Origin of the sequence: Paenibacillus sp. GCM10027626 (assembly GCF_042676285.1) — a bacterium.
Lineage (GTDB): Bacteria > Bacillota > Bacilli > Paenibacillales > Paenibacillaceae > Paenibacillus_Z.
Window position 1 is genome coordinate 134,228 of the sequence record NZ_JBHTHC010000006.1, and the last position, 14,868, is coordinate 149,095.

The 14,868-nt window shown below is 49.6% G+C and carries 13 protein-coding genes; 10 read left to right on the plus strand and 3 right to left on the minus strand.

The annotated features are described in order from the left end of the window. Window positions 1–64 precede the first annotated feature (64 nt). Together ACFQ0N_RS13735 and ACFQ0N_RS13740 are read right to left on the minus strand one after the other, a co-directional pair. Window positions 65–2,080 (minus strand): pectate lyase family protein, encoded by a 2,016-nt coding sequence (locus ACFQ0N_RS13735; RefSeq protein WP_379326922.1) that lies wholly within the window; start codon window positions 2,078–2,080, stop codon window positions 65–67. Between the two features lie 49 nt (window positions 2,081–2,129). Continuing rightward, window positions 2,130–3,830: an extracellular solute-binding protein gene (locus ACFQ0N_RS13740; protein WP_379326924.1), complete on the minus strand. Its 1,701-nt coding sequence runs from the start codon at window positions 3,828–3,830 to the stop codon at window positions 2,130–2,132. A 288-nt stretch (window positions 3,831–4,118) separates the two neighbouring features. Here ACFQ0N_RS13740 and ACFQ0N_RS13745 point away from each other — a divergent pair, with 288 nt between their 5' ends. The 9 genes from ACFQ0N_RS13745 to ACFQ0N_RS13785 all read left to right on the plus strand — a co-directional run bounded on the left by ACFQ0N_RS13745 (window position 4,119) and on the right by ACFQ0N_RS13785 (window position 13,192). After that, window positions 4,119–4,781, plus strand: a complete 663-nt coding sequence (locus tag ACFQ0N_RS13745) for a hypothetical protein (RefSeq protein ID WP_379326926.1) — start codon at window positions 4,119–4,121, stop codon at window positions 4,779–4,781. A gap of 180 nt (window positions 4,782–4,961) precedes the next feature. Further along, window positions 4,962–5,801, plus strand: a complete 840-nt coding sequence (locus ACFQ0N_RS13750) for a GNAT family N-acetyltransferase (protein ID WP_379326928.1) — start codon at window positions 4,962–4,964, stop codon at window positions 5,799–5,801. Between the two features lie 342 nt (window positions 5,802–6,143). Beyond that, entirely contained in the window at window positions 6,144–7,130 is a 987-nt protein-coding gene (locus ACFQ0N_RS13755) for an aldo/keto reductase (protein ID WP_379327311.1), read from the plus strand. A 29-nt stretch (window positions 7,131–7,159) separates the two neighbouring features. Continuing rightward, window positions 7,160–8,521, plus strand: a complete 1,362-nt coding sequence (locus ACFQ0N_RS13760; RefSeq protein WP_379326930.1) for an LLM class flavin-dependent oxidoreductase — start codon at window positions 7,160–7,162, stop codon at window positions 8,519–8,521. A gap of 35 nt (window positions 8,522–8,556) precedes the next feature. Further along, window positions 8,557–9,336, plus strand: a complete 780-nt coding sequence (locus tag ACFQ0N_RS13765; RefSeq protein ID WP_379326932.1) for an ABC transporter permease — start codon at window positions 8,557–8,559, stop codon at window positions 9,334–9,336. Window positions 9,337–9,366: 30 nt separating this feature from the next. Continuing rightward, window positions 9,367–10,428, plus strand: coding sequence for an ABC transporter substrate-binding protein (locus ACFQ0N_RS13770; RefSeq protein ID WP_379326934.1), 1,062 nt, complete (start codon window positions 9,367–9,369; stop codon window positions 10,426–10,428). Window positions 10,429–10,448: 20 nt separating this feature from the next. Continuing rightward, entirely contained in the window at window positions 10,449–11,222 is a 774-nt protein-coding gene (locus tag ACFQ0N_RS13775; RefSeq protein ID WP_379326936.1) for an ABC transporter ATP-binding protein, read from the plus strand. A gap of 21 nt (window positions 11,223–11,243) precedes the next feature. Next, window positions 11,244–12,131: a sulfurtransferase gene (locus tag ACFQ0N_RS13780; protein WP_379326938.1), complete on the plus strand. Its 888-nt coding sequence runs from the start codon at window positions 11,244–11,246 to the stop codon at window positions 12,129–12,131. Window positions 12,132–12,715: 584 nt separating this feature from the next. Continuing rightward, entirely contained in the window at window positions 12,716–13,192 is a 477-nt protein-coding gene (locus ACFQ0N_RS13785; protein WP_379326940.1) for a GNAT family N-acetyltransferase, read from the plus strand. A 409-nt stretch (window positions 13,193–13,601) separates the two neighbouring features. Here the strand turns inward: ACFQ0N_RS13785 and ACFQ0N_RS13790 are convergent, their stop codons facing one another. After that, window positions 13,602–14,006, minus strand: coding sequence for a hypothetical protein (locus ACFQ0N_RS13790; RefSeq protein WP_379326942.1), 405 nt, complete (start codon window positions 14,004–14,006; stop codon window positions 13,602–13,604). A gap of 246 nt (window positions 14,007–14,252) precedes the next feature. On the opposite strand from ACFQ0N_RS13790, the gene ACFQ0N_RS13795 reads away from it, so the two are divergent. After that, window positions 14,253–14,837 (plus strand): GNAT family N-acetyltransferase, encoded by a 585-nt coding sequence (locus ACFQ0N_RS13795; protein ID WP_379326944.1) that lies wholly within the window; start codon window positions 14,253–14,255, stop codon window positions 14,835–14,837. Window positions 14,838–14,868 lie beyond the last annotated feature (31 nt).

Genomic DNA, 14,868 nt, shown 5'->3' on the forward strand with positions numbered 1-14,868 from the left:
AAAGCTTCGCTGTTCTCTGCGAATAGCGAAGCTTTTTGCAGTTGAGTACTAGATTGAGCTACTGTCAATTCAAGTCGGAATGGACGACCCTTATTAATGAACCATATTTGTGCATGCTTGAACTGATTGTTGAATCCTGTGCATATTCGTTAACAATTAGTTTGGCGCTTGTGTCGGAAACATTTCCGGCCAACCAGCCGTATGTTGTTGAAATTCCGTCATTATGCCCGTTAATAGTGCATTTGTTGTAAAAGATGTTTGCTTTAAAGGAGTAGCCGTTCCGCATTCCCACGATTTGTGAATTACCGGCAATCTTGAAATCAATGGCTGTGAATTGGCATGTGACCTCTCCGTTGTTTCGGCAAGCAATAACGCTGGAGAAGCCGTTATCTTTTCCTTTGGCGTTTTCAATTACACAGTTATCTATCGATATGTTTGTACCGGGATAGTGCGCTTCGATGCCGGATCTGAACCCTGTCATCCTGATGACTGGCTTGCTTCCGGATTCATAAGGCTGGATGTGCAACGATTTATTTTTTAAAATTTGCTGCGCAGACACCTCGTGTATATTGCCTGATTTGAGATAAATCACAGCCCGTCCTTCATAGGCATTGGCAATTTCAATAGCTTGACTTAGTGAGGCGACGGGACGATTAGGAGCATCTCCAAAATGTGAATTTTTCCCGTCGTTTGCGACATAAATTGACACTTCCTGCCGGTTATTGTTGGCGTTTTCGGAAAATAGCTTAAATCCAACCGGATCGTAAAAGTTGTCGGCATCTCTCGTATAAAGTCCTTTAATTGAACTGTTGGCATAGCTTGTGCTGTCCATATATTTAAAAAGCCGGGCATAGTTGAGGGCATCATTTTGGTTATTATTTCTTATGCCGTTATATACGATATTCAGCATGCTGTTTGAAGTCTCGACAACGCTTTGCACGTTGACCATATAGGCAATGACCGACATCAGGTTGGAGTAGGAGGAGAAATAAGCGACATCGGTAATATTTTCGTACCAGCAGCCGTCGGCCTGAATCATAGTAGAGCCGATTCCGAGGACAATGTCTACATTTTCTGCAGTGAATCCGAACATATTCATTCCGCCGTATATGCCGCATACTGCGATCTGTTTTCCCGCCAAAGAAGGATCCGGCTCAAAGCCGCTGCCTGCCGCCGGCGGTGTGTATGGCCTTGTTCCATGCGTGCTGATGCCGAGATTATAGCAGTTGAGATTATTCACTGAATTTTTGTATTCAATTCCGCGGTAGCGGCAATAAATGAGCACATCATACATAGAAGAAAACCATGTCGCCGAGACGGTAATACCGGTAATAAAATCAAAGGCCACTACATTATCGAGTACGAATCTTTGTCCATTGGCAATATTCAGAAACTTCACATCTCCGCTCGCAATGAAATATAAATCCTTTATTTCAATGCCTTCAGCCGACGTGTATTCCGCAAGATGAACGTGGCCGCCTTCGCCGATAAGATCGTCTACTCTTACGCCGGCGGTGTTGTACGGGCTGGAATCGAATGCGTGGGAGCCAGGATTGGAGTAGTCTACCCATATGATCGTTCCATGCGAATTGTGTCTGCTGTAGTAAGAATTAGGGCGCTCTCCCTGCAGCCTTACGCAGGGATTCAATCTGATTTTTGCAGTTACTCTATATTTCCCTTTGCTGAATTTGACAATTCCGGCGGAAATGATATTGTTGGTGCCAATTACCGAGCCTTGCCATTCGAATGGAGCAGCATCATTGATTGCCTGCTGGATTGCCGATGTACAGTCATAAGTAGAAGTGCCGGCTATAATCGCTGCCCGTTCTTGCTCCGGTATGTAATCCATCACATAGACAGTTTTATTCTCGTCAATAGGCACACTCTTTAGCTGCGGTTCCTCTCCGCCAGAAATCGAGGCCGCTTCAACCTTGATCATGCCTCTGGTCGTTCCGTAGAGCGCCATCCCTGCTCCCATCATGCCAATAGAGGCAAGCAGCTTTCGGCGGCTAATAACAGTAGGTGCTGCTTTCAACTCACCCGGGCATTTTTCGTTGGGAATACCTTTCATTTTATCCATCACGAACATTCCTCCTCGCAATATAATAAAGTCAGGGCTTCCTCTATTTTTATTTAATGCCGTTCTTTTCGTACCATTCGTTGACTTCCTCCGTTATGTCGTCGCCGCCAAGAGCTTTCCAGCTTTCTACATATTTATCGAAGTCATCAATTTTTGCACCCATAATAATTTTCGTGAACGTTTCATTCGTCAATTTGTCCAACTGCGCACCTTTATCCCCCATCGTCTCAGTCGGAATGCCGAAAAATTCATTGTAGACGAACTGATTGCTTCCGCGTAATTTGCTCGTTAATCCCCATCCGCCGTTCTCGGCTACACGACTGAAGTAAAGTCCCCATCCGCTTTTATCGCCGTCAAGGAATTTTCTCGCTGCCTCCAGCGGACTTTGAATATTGGTATAGTAAGGAACGTTTTCATTTACTTCGCTCTGATTGTTTTCAAGCGCTTTATTCACTTCCGTGTAAATCGTCTCCATCTCAAGCGGATTGTACACTCTTGGCGTGAACCAGTTGTAAACATACCCGTTCTCCGCTTTGTTTTTCTCCATATTTTTTTTCGAGTTCATATCAATATAAAAATTGATCATCTTTATTGCCGCTTCCGGATGTTTGAATTTGCTGTTCACGACAATTGCGCTTCCCGGCGCCATTCGGGAAATAATCGATTTCCCCGGGGTACCGTCAATAGACGGAATCGGTAGGCAAATCCAGTCCGCATCCGGATCTTTGTCTTTGTTCAGATTAAGCGGCCAGTTCGGATACCACCACTCGCCGTAAACGATACCGACCTTGCCGGCGACAATATCTTCAACGGCCTTATTGTCGTCTTTGAGCGCGAATTCTTTGTCCAGAAGCCCTTTCTTATACCAATCTTGCAGTTTTGCCAAAGCGCTCTTCGTTTCTGGCTGAATATCGCCTGCCACCAGCTTGCCATCCTGACCTTTGATCCATGCTCCGGGGTAGGAATGAAAGCCATTGAAAAAACCTTTGGAATCAAAAGCCCAAAAAAATAAATTTTTTTGCATAGCGATGCCATAAACTTCTGCAGCGTTGCTTTGATTGGAGTTCAGTTTAATAAAAGCCTCCGCGAGTTGTTCCAGTTCATCGATCGTTTTTGGCGGTTCCATCTTTACTTTCTTCAACCAGTCTGACCGGATCCATAACAGTTGCACCGGAGGCACTCCGTATTTCGGTATGCCCAGCAATTTGCCGTCAGAGGTAAGCAGTTTCTTGGAATCGCCGCCATCTGCTTCAACAAACTCTTTTAACATCGGCGAAGCATATTGGTCGTAAACATCGCTCAAATCGGCCAGAAGTCCGAGGTTTTTAAACCGTTCGAACTTTTGCATATCCAGCTCCATCACATCCGGCAATTCCCCGGAAGCGATGGCTAGTGAAAACTTTTGTTCGAATTGATCAGCGGGCACAGTCCAGGTATACTTAAGATCGATGTTCAACTGCTCCTTCAGATCTTTCAGATAAGCATTTTGGTCGGGCGAAATGCCGGAAGGTGTCTTCGGATCCTCAGGCGGATTATAACCGAGCACTTCGGAAACGGTTACAATTTCCGGGTATTTTCCTAAAGGGTCGGCCGGCTCTGAATCGCTAGTCTTGCCGTTGCCGCTATCGCTGTTCCCCCCTTGATCTATTTTGCCAGTCTGGTTGCTGTCATTGCTGCCGCAAGCGGATAATACCAGGAACAAAAGTGAGAAAATGACAAGCAAGATGAGGCTGACTTGGCTTCTTTTCATATTCCTTCCTCCATTTCGTTTTTGTAGATTTCTGACAATAGTTTAAAACAGGAAAAAGAAAAGAAATATATAAACATTTTTACAAGCTTCTGTTCTCTTTACTTCTGTTTAATTACCCCCGCTCTGCAGGAGAAGGAAAGTGGCGAATCGAAGAATCTCATGCCGGCAAGTTCACAACGGTCAAAATAGTTCATATTGAAATTGTTCGGAAATCGTATAAAGGTTTGAAAATTTTACTGTATTCTTTGAAGGAAAACAGCTCGGTATTAGAGGAGGGAGGAGCTTACGATGCCTGTAATTAATATAGAAGGTGCGAGTGCGGTAGGTAAGACAACCACATCAAGTATGCTCGCTTCCCGGTATAATGCATTTCATATTCCGGAGGTGAACTCGTGGTGGCAGCGTCCTGAAGATGAATATCCGGAATGGTTCTTTGAGCGCCAGCTTGATCGTTGGAGCATCGCCCAGGAAAAGCTGCAGAAGCATCATTTTGTTGTAATCGACATTGATCTGTTTCAACCATTCTGGTACAACTGGGCCTTTGATTTTACCCTCTTTGGCGGACAAAGCCTCGATTTTGTGGCAGAATTTTATCGTAAGCAGATACGTGCTCAGAAAATCGGTTTTTCCGATAAATATTATTTGTTAAGTGCGACTGAAACAGAGCTGCGTAAACGGAAGGCCGGCGATCTTGGAAGAAGGCGGGGTGGTTTTGAAATGAATTTGAAATTTATAGAACCGCAGCGGCATTATTTTCAAGCACTGAATGCTTTTATTCCAGGATTGGTCTGTTTTATTGAATCTGTATCCATTGAGAGCAATGTAAAAAAAATTATAGAGACAATACCTTCTCGATCTCAGGAGCACACATACTCTATGGAGCTTTTCGAATTCATGGTAAAATGGCTGCGGGAACATCCGGCAAAAGAATTTTCTGGTGATAGCACATGATGAAGAGTCCATACCTTAGATAAGCTGTCTGGAAGCGTTTATATACGTAAAGGGTGCCTACATCTTCTTATGATCTCGTCTACTTGGCAGCCGTTGAGTGCTATTTGCCAATTGAAGAGGAACGGAATGAGCTGTGGGTTCCGGTCGTTAAGAAGCGCTAGTAGAAAGGAGGGGACTCGGATGATTCAGCTTTTGAGTGATGAGTATGAAGCTATTATTGGGCTGGTTAAGGACAATGTACGATTTCATAACGTTTTTGTGTATTCGGTGCTGGAGCGGAATCAGCCCGGCAAAGTATTTGTCAACCGCAAAACGAATCCGACAGCAGGCATAATTGTGCACCGCGGCGGGTGTTACTATGTTTTTGGCGATAGGTCGGATGCGGAATTCAATGCATCGTTAATCGCTTTTTTGCAAGAACGCTCCAATCATGCCAACTTCTACGATCTATACACCTCTTCTGCAGAATGGCATAATTTCCTGGCATCCGCCCTGCAAGGAAGAGTCGTTCAATTAACCCGCACCCATTATATCTTGAATAGCAGCACAGAACTGAATGAATATACGGAGATCCCTGAAGATTTGCGTGTCTTACCTATTGATAAACAATCCTATGATGATTATCGGACAAAAATTGATGCCACCTACGACCTTTTATGGGAGTCGGATCAGGAGTATTTGCAAAAGGCTTTTGGGATCAGCATCGTAGCAACTGATGGCGGGTTCGCGAGCGTGTGCAATACTTTCTTTGTTGGCGGCGGCTACATTGCCCCGGATATTATTACGCTGGAGAAGTACCGAAACAAGGGGCTTGTTTCAGTTGCATGCACTCATTTTATTCAACGAAGCAACTCGCTCGGGCTAACGCCATATTGGGACTGTGATGCCGGCAATGAGGCCTCCAACCGCCTCGCGCAGCGGCTGGGATTTTCGAAAGTCGGGGATCTGCCGATTTTATGGTGGCATGAAAATGAACAGGTCATTAGCAACTATTTGAAGAAAAATAATTATACAGAATAATGTTATTGCGCAATGAGCCTAAAAAGACAAAACAGCCTCCTACGGTTCGCTCCGTTCCGCTTCACCCGCGCTTATCCAGCCAACCAGCCAAATCCGCCAAATTAAAATTGGATCAAAAGCTTGCGCATTTTTTGCTGCTATGATAATATTCGTTATATCCAATCGGATAACTATGAATTATACCGAGTTGCCAAGTTAGCGCGACATGAACAACATGAGCAATGGCAACAGGAGAATCGCAATAATATGAGCTTATCCACCGGACGACCGGAGACGCTGCCTGACAATGACAGGCGTCTTGCGGTCGTTTTTTGCTTTTACTACGAAAGGGCGGGGAATGCGGTGCAGTACAGAAAATGGGGAAGAACAGGGCTCAAGGTCTCCGAGGTCAGCCTGGGGACAATGGCTTTCGGCCGTTGGATCGATGAGGAGCTTTCGGGCAAGATCATCGACGCGGCGCTGGATGCCGGCATCAACTTGATTGATACAGCGGACGTTTACGGCAGAGGAATGGATGTCGGCGATCCGACCTTGACAGGGGAATCGGAGGCGATTATCGGGCGGGCGTTAAAAGGCAGGCGGGATAAGGTCATCCTTGCCACAAAGGTGCAAGCGCCTGTCGGGATTGGCGTTAACGACGCGGGGCTGAGCCGCTATCACATTTTTCGCGCTATTGAAGGCAGCTTGCGACGGCTGCAAACCGATTATATCGATATTTACCAAGTGCATGGCTTCGATCGGGAAACGCCGCTGGAAGAGACACTTGGCGCACTGGACGATCTGGTGAGACAGGGGAAAATCCGCTACCTCGGCTGTTCCAACTATGCGGCCTGGCAGCTGGCCAAGGCGCACGGCATAAGCGCGGTACATGGATGGCATCGCTTTGAAGGCCTACAGCCGGAATACAGTCTGATTTCGCGAGGCATAGAGCGAGAGCTGGTTCCGCTGGCCGAATCGGAGAAGGTTGGCATTATTGCTTACAGCCCGCTGGGCAGAGGCATTCTGACAGGCAAGTACCGGCAAGGCGAGACGCCGCCGGCTCAGTCGCGGCTGGCCGCTGGGGAGAAGCGGCTCGAGCTGCTGCTGCAGGGCAATCTGGCCTATGCGCTGGTGGAGGCGATTCGCCCGCTGGCGGAGCGGCGGGGCTGGACCCTGGCACAGTTCGCCTTGGCATGGGTGCTGAGCCGCCCGTATGTTACATCGGCAATTCTCGGGGCATCCAAGCCGGAACAGATTCGGGATTCGCTCCAGTATGCGGAGCAGCGCCTGACGCCGGAGGAACTGGCGGAGGTCGATGAGGCATCCCGCAGGATCGGTCTTTTTTGGTAGACGGAACATCAAACCAGGGAGGTATAACAATGGGTAACGTGAAGCGTCAATTGCATTTGGGGTTGTTTTTGTTTTCAACAGGCTATCATCCAGCTGGGTGGCGGCTGCCGGAGGCCCGGACGGACGGGGCGTTCGATCCGAAGTTTTTGCAGGGCGTGGCGAAGAAGCTGGAGGAAGCGAAGTTCGATTTCTTCTTCCTGGGTGATGCGCTGGCGACGAGCGCGGATATGCAGTATACCTTCCCTTCGCAAATGATCCGGCTGGAGCCTTTCACGATGATTGCCAACATCGCTGCGGTTACGGAGAAGATCGGGCTCATTGTGACGGCCAATACGACCTATGCGGAGCCATATCATATTGCCCGCCTGACGGCCTCGCTCGATTATTTGAGCGGGGGGCGGACGGCGTGGAACGTCGTGACCGGCGCGGACGTGCGGGCCGCACTCAATTTCAGCCGCGAGAAGCATTGGGATAACGCTAAGCGGTACGATTATGCCGACGAGTTCGTGCAGGTGGTCAAGGAGCTGTGGGATTCGTGGGAGGACGACGCTTTCGTACGGGATAAAGCTGCCGGGGTGTTCATCGATGGCAGCAAAGTGCACGCTATTCATCATGAGGGCGATCACTTTTCGGTGGCGGGCCCGCTTAATGTAGCAAGACCGCCTCAGGGGCAATTGCCGCTATTGTCAGCAGGCATGTCGGAGCGCAGTCAAGAGCTGGGGGCACGGTTTTCAAGCGCCGTTTTTACCGGCGAAATTTTACTTGAGTCAGCGAAGCGCTTCTATAGCGGAATAAAAGGCAAGCTGGCCGGTTACGGCAGAAAGCCGGAGGAACTGTTTGTTTTACCGGGGTTGGTGCCGCTGGTGGGCGCAACTGAGGAGGAGGCTCGTGCCAAATATCGGGAGCTGAACGAGCTGCTGGTGACAGATTTTAATCTGAAGCCGTTATCGGATCGCATCGGCATTGACCTGACCGGCTTGCCGCTTGACGGGCTGCTGCCCGATTTGGAGTTATCTACCCGGCCTGGCGATGAGGCCCAGCAGCTTGTCCGGCTGGCACAGCGAGCATCCGGACATGAAGATATTACCGTCCGCGAGCTGTTCCATTATTTTGCCGCTACCTCGCGCGGGCATCTCCTCATAGTCGGCGATCCGGAGCAAATTGCCGATCAGATGGAGGAATGGTTCGTTCAAGAAGCGGCTGACGGGTTTAACATTTGTCCGCCGTATATGCCGGGAGGTCTGGATTTGTTTATTGAGCTTGTTGTTCCGGTTCTGCAGCGGCGCGGCCTGTTCCGTACCGAATATGAGGGAAGCACGTTCCGCGAGCATTTCGGGCTGGAGCGTCCGGATAATATTTTTGCGGCAAAGCGTGTGCTGCAGAGCAGCTAGGCTGCCGATGCAGCAGTGAGGAATGAGGGATTACGATGCATAACGGAAAAGCGAAACGGTTCAGCGGGAAGATGCTTGCCGGTCAGATTGCCTTGCTGCTGCTCTTTCTGGGAGCTGTTGAATATGCGGTGCGGGCGGGGATAATTGGGAGCCTCTACTTGTCTGAACCGACCCGGGTGGCCGGGGAGATCATTGCACTATTTACAGATGGCGAAATTTTTCGTCATTTGGCGGTTACGCTGTGGGAATTTGCGGCTGGCTATACGGTTGCTGCGGTCGTTGGCATCGGAACCGGTCTGTTTCTCGTTCTCGTCCCGAGGGCGGAAAGTTTTTTCGGGCCTTTCCTGTCCGCGCTGCTGGCAATTCCGAAGGTAACGATTATACCGCTGCTTATGCTGTGGCTCGGAATTGGATTATCGCATAAAATCGCGATCGTATTTTTATTCTGTTTTTTCACGATTGCCTTCAATACGATTACCGGGGTCAAACAGACGGCCGAAAATCATCTGAAGGTGGCACGCGTATTCGAAGCATCCAAATTTCAGACGATTGTGAAAGTGATTTTGCCATCGGCTGCGCCTACGATTTTTGCCGGGTTGCGCGTATCGGCGGCTACCGGGCTGGTCGGCGCTTTGTTTGGCGAGATGATTGCGTCCAAGGATGGGCTGGGCAATTTGCTCGTCAAAGCGACGTCTTTGTACGATACAGCCAAAGCTTTTGCCATTATTACCGTTGTAACAATCGTTTCCGTACTGATCATTGCCTTGATCGACGTGCTGGAGAAAAAAGTCGTGTTGAAGTGGAAGTCATCATGAAGGCGGATAACAGCTAAGGAAGTGAGACGGATGAGGAAAAAATTTCATGCCCAACTATTAAGTGTGGCCACGGTCTTGACGATTGTATTAGCAGGCTGCTCCAGCTCGGGTTCCGGTTCTGGCTCTGGCGGAGCCGGGGGAGAGGGAGGCAAGCCCGATGGGGCGCAAACAAATAAGCCCTCGCAAAATGAACAAGCGACCTCGTCAAGCGGTGAGCAGCAGCTCGCTAAAATCCGCTATGCCGCATTTAACGGTGTGAGCGGGCTGGCTGTCCAGTTTGGAGCGGAAAAAGGCTTTTTCAAGGATGAAGGACTCGATGTGGAGTTTATTACGACGCAAAATGCGATCGAAGGGCTGACGAGCAAGGATGTCGATGTGGCCGATGTGGCGACGACCAATGCGATTGTGGCTGCCGGCAAAGGAGCGCCGATCAAAATCGTTTCCTCCCTGTTTCGGACAAAAGGGCCATTTTACCTTGTTGCCTCCCCGGACATTAACAGCGTTGAAGATTTGAAAGGAAAAACGGTTGGTGCGGCCGCTTTTGGCAGCGGGCTGGACGCCTATGTCCAAGTGATTCTGCAGAAGCACGGCCTTGGCAAAGATGATGTCACCTATGTGGCTAACGGGGTGAACGATGCCGCCTTTGCGAGCCTAACCTCCGGTCAGGTTGCCGCCACTATTATTCACGAGCCGTTCGCTTCTCTGGCGGAAGTGACGGGCAAGGGCAAGCTGCTGGCCAAAGGCTGGGACTACTTGCCGAACTTTCATACAGGCGTGCTCGCTTCACGCAATGATTTTATCGATGAACATCCAGAATTGATCGAAAAGCTGCTGCGCGGCTATTTCAAATCTCAGGAGTACGCAAAAAGTCATCTTGAAGAATATAAGACGTATTTTTTGTCCAAGGTGAAGGTCGATCCGGCTGCGGTGGAAAAAGCGTTCGAACGTGAGGATGTGCTGTGGGAGAACAATCCTGATGTCGATTTGCAGGCCTTGAAGGAGACGCAGCAGATTCAAGTCGATCTTGGATTCCAGGATCAGATCTACGATGTAGATAAAATTGTCGATTTGCGGTTTATTCCGAAAAAGTGAGGCAAGGGTAGGGTGAGTGCATGGCTGGCTTCTCCATTAACGGGGTTTCAAAAATATATGACGGGCTAACACCGACCGAAACGCTGTCTAATATTAATTTGACGATTAAGGACGGCGAGTTTCTGAGCATTCTCGGGCCGAGCGGCTGCGGGAAGAGCACGCTGCTGGAAATATTGGCCGGCCTTCAGCTGCCGACAAGAGGCGAGGTGCTTTTCGGCGGAAAAAAGCTGCAGGGGCCGGACAAGAAGCGGGGAGTCGTATTTCAGGACCCTTCGCTGTATCCCTGGCGGACGATTTTTCAAAATGTCGAGCTTGGATTGGAGATACGCGGGGCTGACAAGGCGGAGCGCAAAGCTGCTGTACAAAAATATATGGATATGGTCGGATTGCGCGGCTTTGAGCAAAAATATCCCCATCAGCTGTCCGGCGGCATGAAGCAGCGGGCCGGGCTGGCGCGGGCGCTTGCCAATCATCCCGAGGTGCTGCTGATGGATGAGCCGTTCGGCGCGGTCGATCATTTGACGCGGCTGCAGCTGCAGGACGATCTGCTTCAAATTTGGGAAGCGGAGAGAAAGACGGTCGTTTTTGTGACGCATGATGTGTCCGAAGCGGTATTTTTGGGTGACCGGGTCGTGTTGCTGTCGCCGCGGCCAGGCCGGATCAACAGTATCTTTCATGTACCGCAAAAACGGCCGCGCAGGCGCGACGATATCGAGCTGCTCAAAATCCAGAACGACATTTATGCAGCCATTCACGATGTGAAGACGCAGGAAGATTTGGAGTTTGTAATATGAAGGTTGGAAGGGGGATGTGCTATGGCAGACAGTATTGTAAGTGTAGAGTGGGTTCAAGCGAGGCTGGAAGCTGGGCAGCCGATCGTGCTGGCTGATGTTCGCTTCTCGCCGAAGGATGGCGGCTATGGCCATGAAGCATATGCGCGGAATCATTTGCCGGGGGCGGTGTTCATTGATTTCAAGTCGGCATTGACCGACCCTGATCCAGCGCAAATACACGGGGGAAGGAGTCCGCTTCCCCAACCGGAGAAGCTTGCCGAATTATTCGGCGGCCTTGGCATCGACCGTGAGACGACGGTAGTCGTTTATGAGGATGTCAACGGTCCGGCCGCTGCGCGGTTTTGGTGGATTTTGAAATATCTTGGCCATGATGATGTCCATGTGCTCGATGGCGGGTACTCCGCTTGGACGGCTGCAGGGCTGCCGGTTACGAATGAAGTGCCGGAGCCAGTGACAGGTGCGGGGCATGACCGCCGCACGTTTGAACCGGCGCTGCGGCCGGAACGGTTGGTCGGTGTAGAGGAGGTGCGGGCGGTAGTGGCTGGCGCCCATGCTGGAGCCGATGGCACGGGGGCGGTGCTAGTTGATTCGCGGGATGCCAATCAATATCGCGGTCTGGAGGCGCCGTTCGATCCGGTGGCCGGGCATATACCCGGCGCGGTGAACTATTTTTGGAAGGATGGGCTGTCGGCCGACGGATCATGGAAGCAGGCAGATGAGCTGAGGGAGCATTTTTCCGGGCTGGACTCTGAGCAGGAGATTATCGTGTATTGCGGTTCCGGGATCTCCGCAACCCCGAATGTGTTGGCGCTGGAGGCGGCGGGCTTTGAGAATGTGAAGCTGTATGCGGGCAGCTGGAGCGATTGGATTTCTTACAGTGAAAATCCGATCGCGACGGGAGAGGAATAAGAGCCAAGAGGCCGCGTCGGACGCGGGTTTGGGGGCTGTGGCAGGTGGCGAGCAAGTAACCTGTTGCAGCCCTCTTTGGGCTTTCCGTTCAACAGCTTGCAAACAAGAAGCCGGAGAAAGCAGTTGCAGGAACCCCGGAGCCAGCCACAGTTGGGCAGTCGGGTCAGGTTGTTGTTGAACTCTCGGACGTTTTGCTCCCAGTCATCCACAAACAGGCGCGGCGCAACCTTTCGTCCGGAGCAAGTGGAAACTTGTCGAAGTAATAATCGAGTGGGTGATGCAAGGTGATCGCGGCGGAAGTCAACCGTTCGCGTGTCGCCGTTTGAAGCTGGTATATGGATCGCTCCTCTCAAAATGGGTGCAAAAAAGCCGCCAAAGGTTGGCGGCAACGACTGATTATTCAAAATAATTATAAAGTCTGGGGATCCAGGCGGACAAGGCATTTATAGTCAATCCCTAAAAATGATATGGATCCATAATATCATATAAAAAAAATCAACATAAGTCTACTTCTTTTTTTGCATAAGTTGTATGTTATATATGCGACCGCGGCGCAAAACGATCAACGAAGGGAGAAGCCCTGCATGATTACACTCAGAAAAATCACTCTGGAAAACCGGCGTGCCATGTTTAACTTGGAAGTTTCAGAGGATCAACGGCAGTTTGTTGCGTCTAACCTGTCAAGCGTGGCGTCTTGCTATGTTCTTGCAACCAATGGGGGGCATCCATTCCCATTTATCATTTACGCGGATGAGCAGCCGGTCGGTTTTGTTATGCTGACTTATGGAATCACCGGATACGATGAACCGTCAATCGCAGATGGAAACTATTGCATCTTGCGGCTGATGATTGACAAGCAATACCAAAACCGGGGGTACGGTCGGGAAGCAATGAAAAAAATCTTGGAATTCATCCGCACCTTTCCGGCAGGGCCAGCACATTACTGCTGGATCCCGTATAAATCAGAGAACATCCCTGCCAAAAATCTTTACGAAAGTTTCGGCTTCCGTGACAACGGTGAAGTGTTCAACAACGAATCAATAACCGTATTGCCACTCTGATTTACCTGTCCATTCAACTATTGGAACACAATAGCTCACGAGGATAGGTTGCAAACAACCAACAACAGGCTGCAAACAACGCCGTTGCAGCCTGTTCCCCAGCCCATCCACCCTCCGGGTGCTACCTTGCTTCACTTGGCCTTTTGTTGGCGTTCCGTTCGGCTTGGTTCAACCACAGGTGGATACTTCGCCTTGGCTCAAACCATACTGTTTCGTCAGCCCCGTCCTCCACGGGCTTCTTGCTCCACAAGCCCTCCCAAGCGTAGCCAATGAAGATCGTTGCACACAGGCGCTGGCATGTCCTCCGAGGCATTCCCGCCGCGCTGCACCAACCCCCTACTTTTTTGTCTTGGAACTATTCAAGAATGGGGGTTCGTGGGGGGATAAGAAGCTGGAGCGACTGGATTTCTTATAGCGAGAACCCGGTCGCGACGGGGAAAGAGTAAGAGGGCCGAGAGGCTGCGTCGGACGCGGACTGGGTTCGGATGTTTATGGTTGCGGGAGACAAGCCTTTCGCGGTGTTGTGGCTTTGCAGTGTCGGGTGTTCGTTGTTCAGCGTTTGTTCGGTCAGCATGTGTCCGACGTACTGGCGAACGTGATCGGCGGTCAGTTCTGCAAGTTTGAGCGTCGTATACTTTTCGGCCAACCAGCGCTGCAAGTAGCGGTAGTGGCTTTCGTGGTCACTCAGCGTCCGGGGCTTCAAGCCCTCCGTTTTCTTGGCGAAAAGAAACAGGCCGAAGTAATAATCGAGCGGATGGCGCAGGGTGATCGCGGCGGAAGTCAACCGTTCGCGAGTTGCTGTTGCCGTGGACATATGGATCGCTCCTCTCAAAAATGTCGCCAAAGCTGGTGGCATCAAACTGGTTCATTTATAATAATTAAAAATCTGGAAATCCAAGCGGACAAGGAACTTTTAATATATTTGAAGAAGCACCGCTACGCTAACGAACAGTTTGGGACAGCGTCAATATTGACTATAACCAAAATGTATCTTTCCCTATTTAATAAGAATGGTAAAGTTATACATTAGAGACCCCGATAAATGGAGTTGATGGAGTGTATGAACATTCGAAGATACGAACCGCAGGATGAACAAAATTGGTTGCGGTGTCGTGTGTTAGCGTTTTTGGATACGGCTTATTACGACAATGTTCTTCAGGAGAAGGAAAAGTATAATTCACCAGCTATTGAACTTGTTGCAGAAAAAAACGGCATTATCGTTGGCTTATTAGACGTGGAACTTGAAAAAGAAAAGGGCAGTATATGCTCAAATAAAGAAGTAATTAGTGGAATGATATGGCACATCGCGGTTCATCCAGATTATCGAAGACGGGGTATAGCCAGTTCACTTTTAAAAAGGGCTGAAGAAATCGCCCAACAGTATGGAATAAAACGTTTTGAAGCTTGGACTCGTGATGATGTGTGGGTTAAAAAATGGTACGAAGCACAAGAATTCAGACAAAAAGATTCCTATTTACATGTATTTCTTGAAGGTGGAAGTGAAGTCAAGAGTGCTTTAAATATAACCATCCCCAAGCTCTTTCCCGTGCAAGTGTTCGCACATTATACAGGCGAGAATAAATCAGATATAAGACGTACATTTCAACGTGTACATGAGTGCGTAATGTTAGAGAAGTTTCTATAACATGATAAAAAACGAAATTAGCTTTGCTGAC

Bases quoted from the DNA above. Each gene is read 5' to 3' on its own strand.
- ACFQ0N_RS13760 (WP_379326930.1), top strand. From the start codon at position 7,160: ATGGGTAACGTGAAGCGTCAATTGCATTTGGGGTTGTTTTTGTTTTCA.
- ACFQ0N_RS13750 (WP_379326928.1), top strand. From the start codon at position 4,962: ATGATTCAGCTTTTGAGTGATGAGTATGAAGCTATTATTGGGCTGGTT.
- ACFQ0N_RS13785 (WP_379326940.1), top strand. From the start codon at position 12,716: ATGATTACACTCAGAAAAATCACTCTGGAAAACCGGCGTGCCATGTTT.
- ACFQ0N_RS13735 (WP_379326922.1), bottom strand. From the start codon at position 2,080: ATGGATAAAATGAAAGGTATTCCCAACGAAAAATGCCCGGGTGAGTTG.
- ACFQ0N_RS13790 (WP_379326942.1), bottom strand. From the start codon at position 14,006: ATGTCCACGGCAACAGCAACTCGCGAACGGTTGACTTCCGCCGCGATC.
- ACFQ0N_RS13795 (WP_379326944.1), top strand. From the start codon at position 14,253: ATGAACATTCGAAGATACGAACCGCAGGATGAACAAAATTGGTTGCGG.
- ACFQ0N_RS13780 (WP_379326938.1), top strand. From the start codon at position 11,244: ATGGCAGACAGTATTGTAAGTGTAGAGTGGGTTCAAGCGAGGCTGGAA.
- ACFQ0N_RS13770 (WP_379326934.1), top strand. From the start codon at position 9,367: ATGAGGAAAAAATTTCATGCCCAACTATTAAGTGTGGCCACGGTCTTG.
- ACFQ0N_RS13765 (WP_379326932.1), top strand. From the start codon at position 8,557: ATGCATAACGGAAAAGCGAAACGGTTCAGCGGGAAGATGCTTGCCGGT.
- ACFQ0N_RS13740 (WP_379326924.1), bottom strand. From the start codon at position 3,830: ATGAAAAGAAGCCAAGTCAGCCTCATCTTGCTTGTCATTTTCTCACTT.
- ACFQ0N_RS13745 (WP_379326926.1), top strand. From the start codon at position 4,119: ATGCCTGTAATTAATATAGAAGGTGCGAGTGCGGTAGGTAAGACAACC.
- ACFQ0N_RS13775 (WP_379326936.1), top strand. From the start codon at position 10,449: ATGGCTGGCTTCTCCATTAACGGGGTTTCAAAAATATATGACGGGCTA.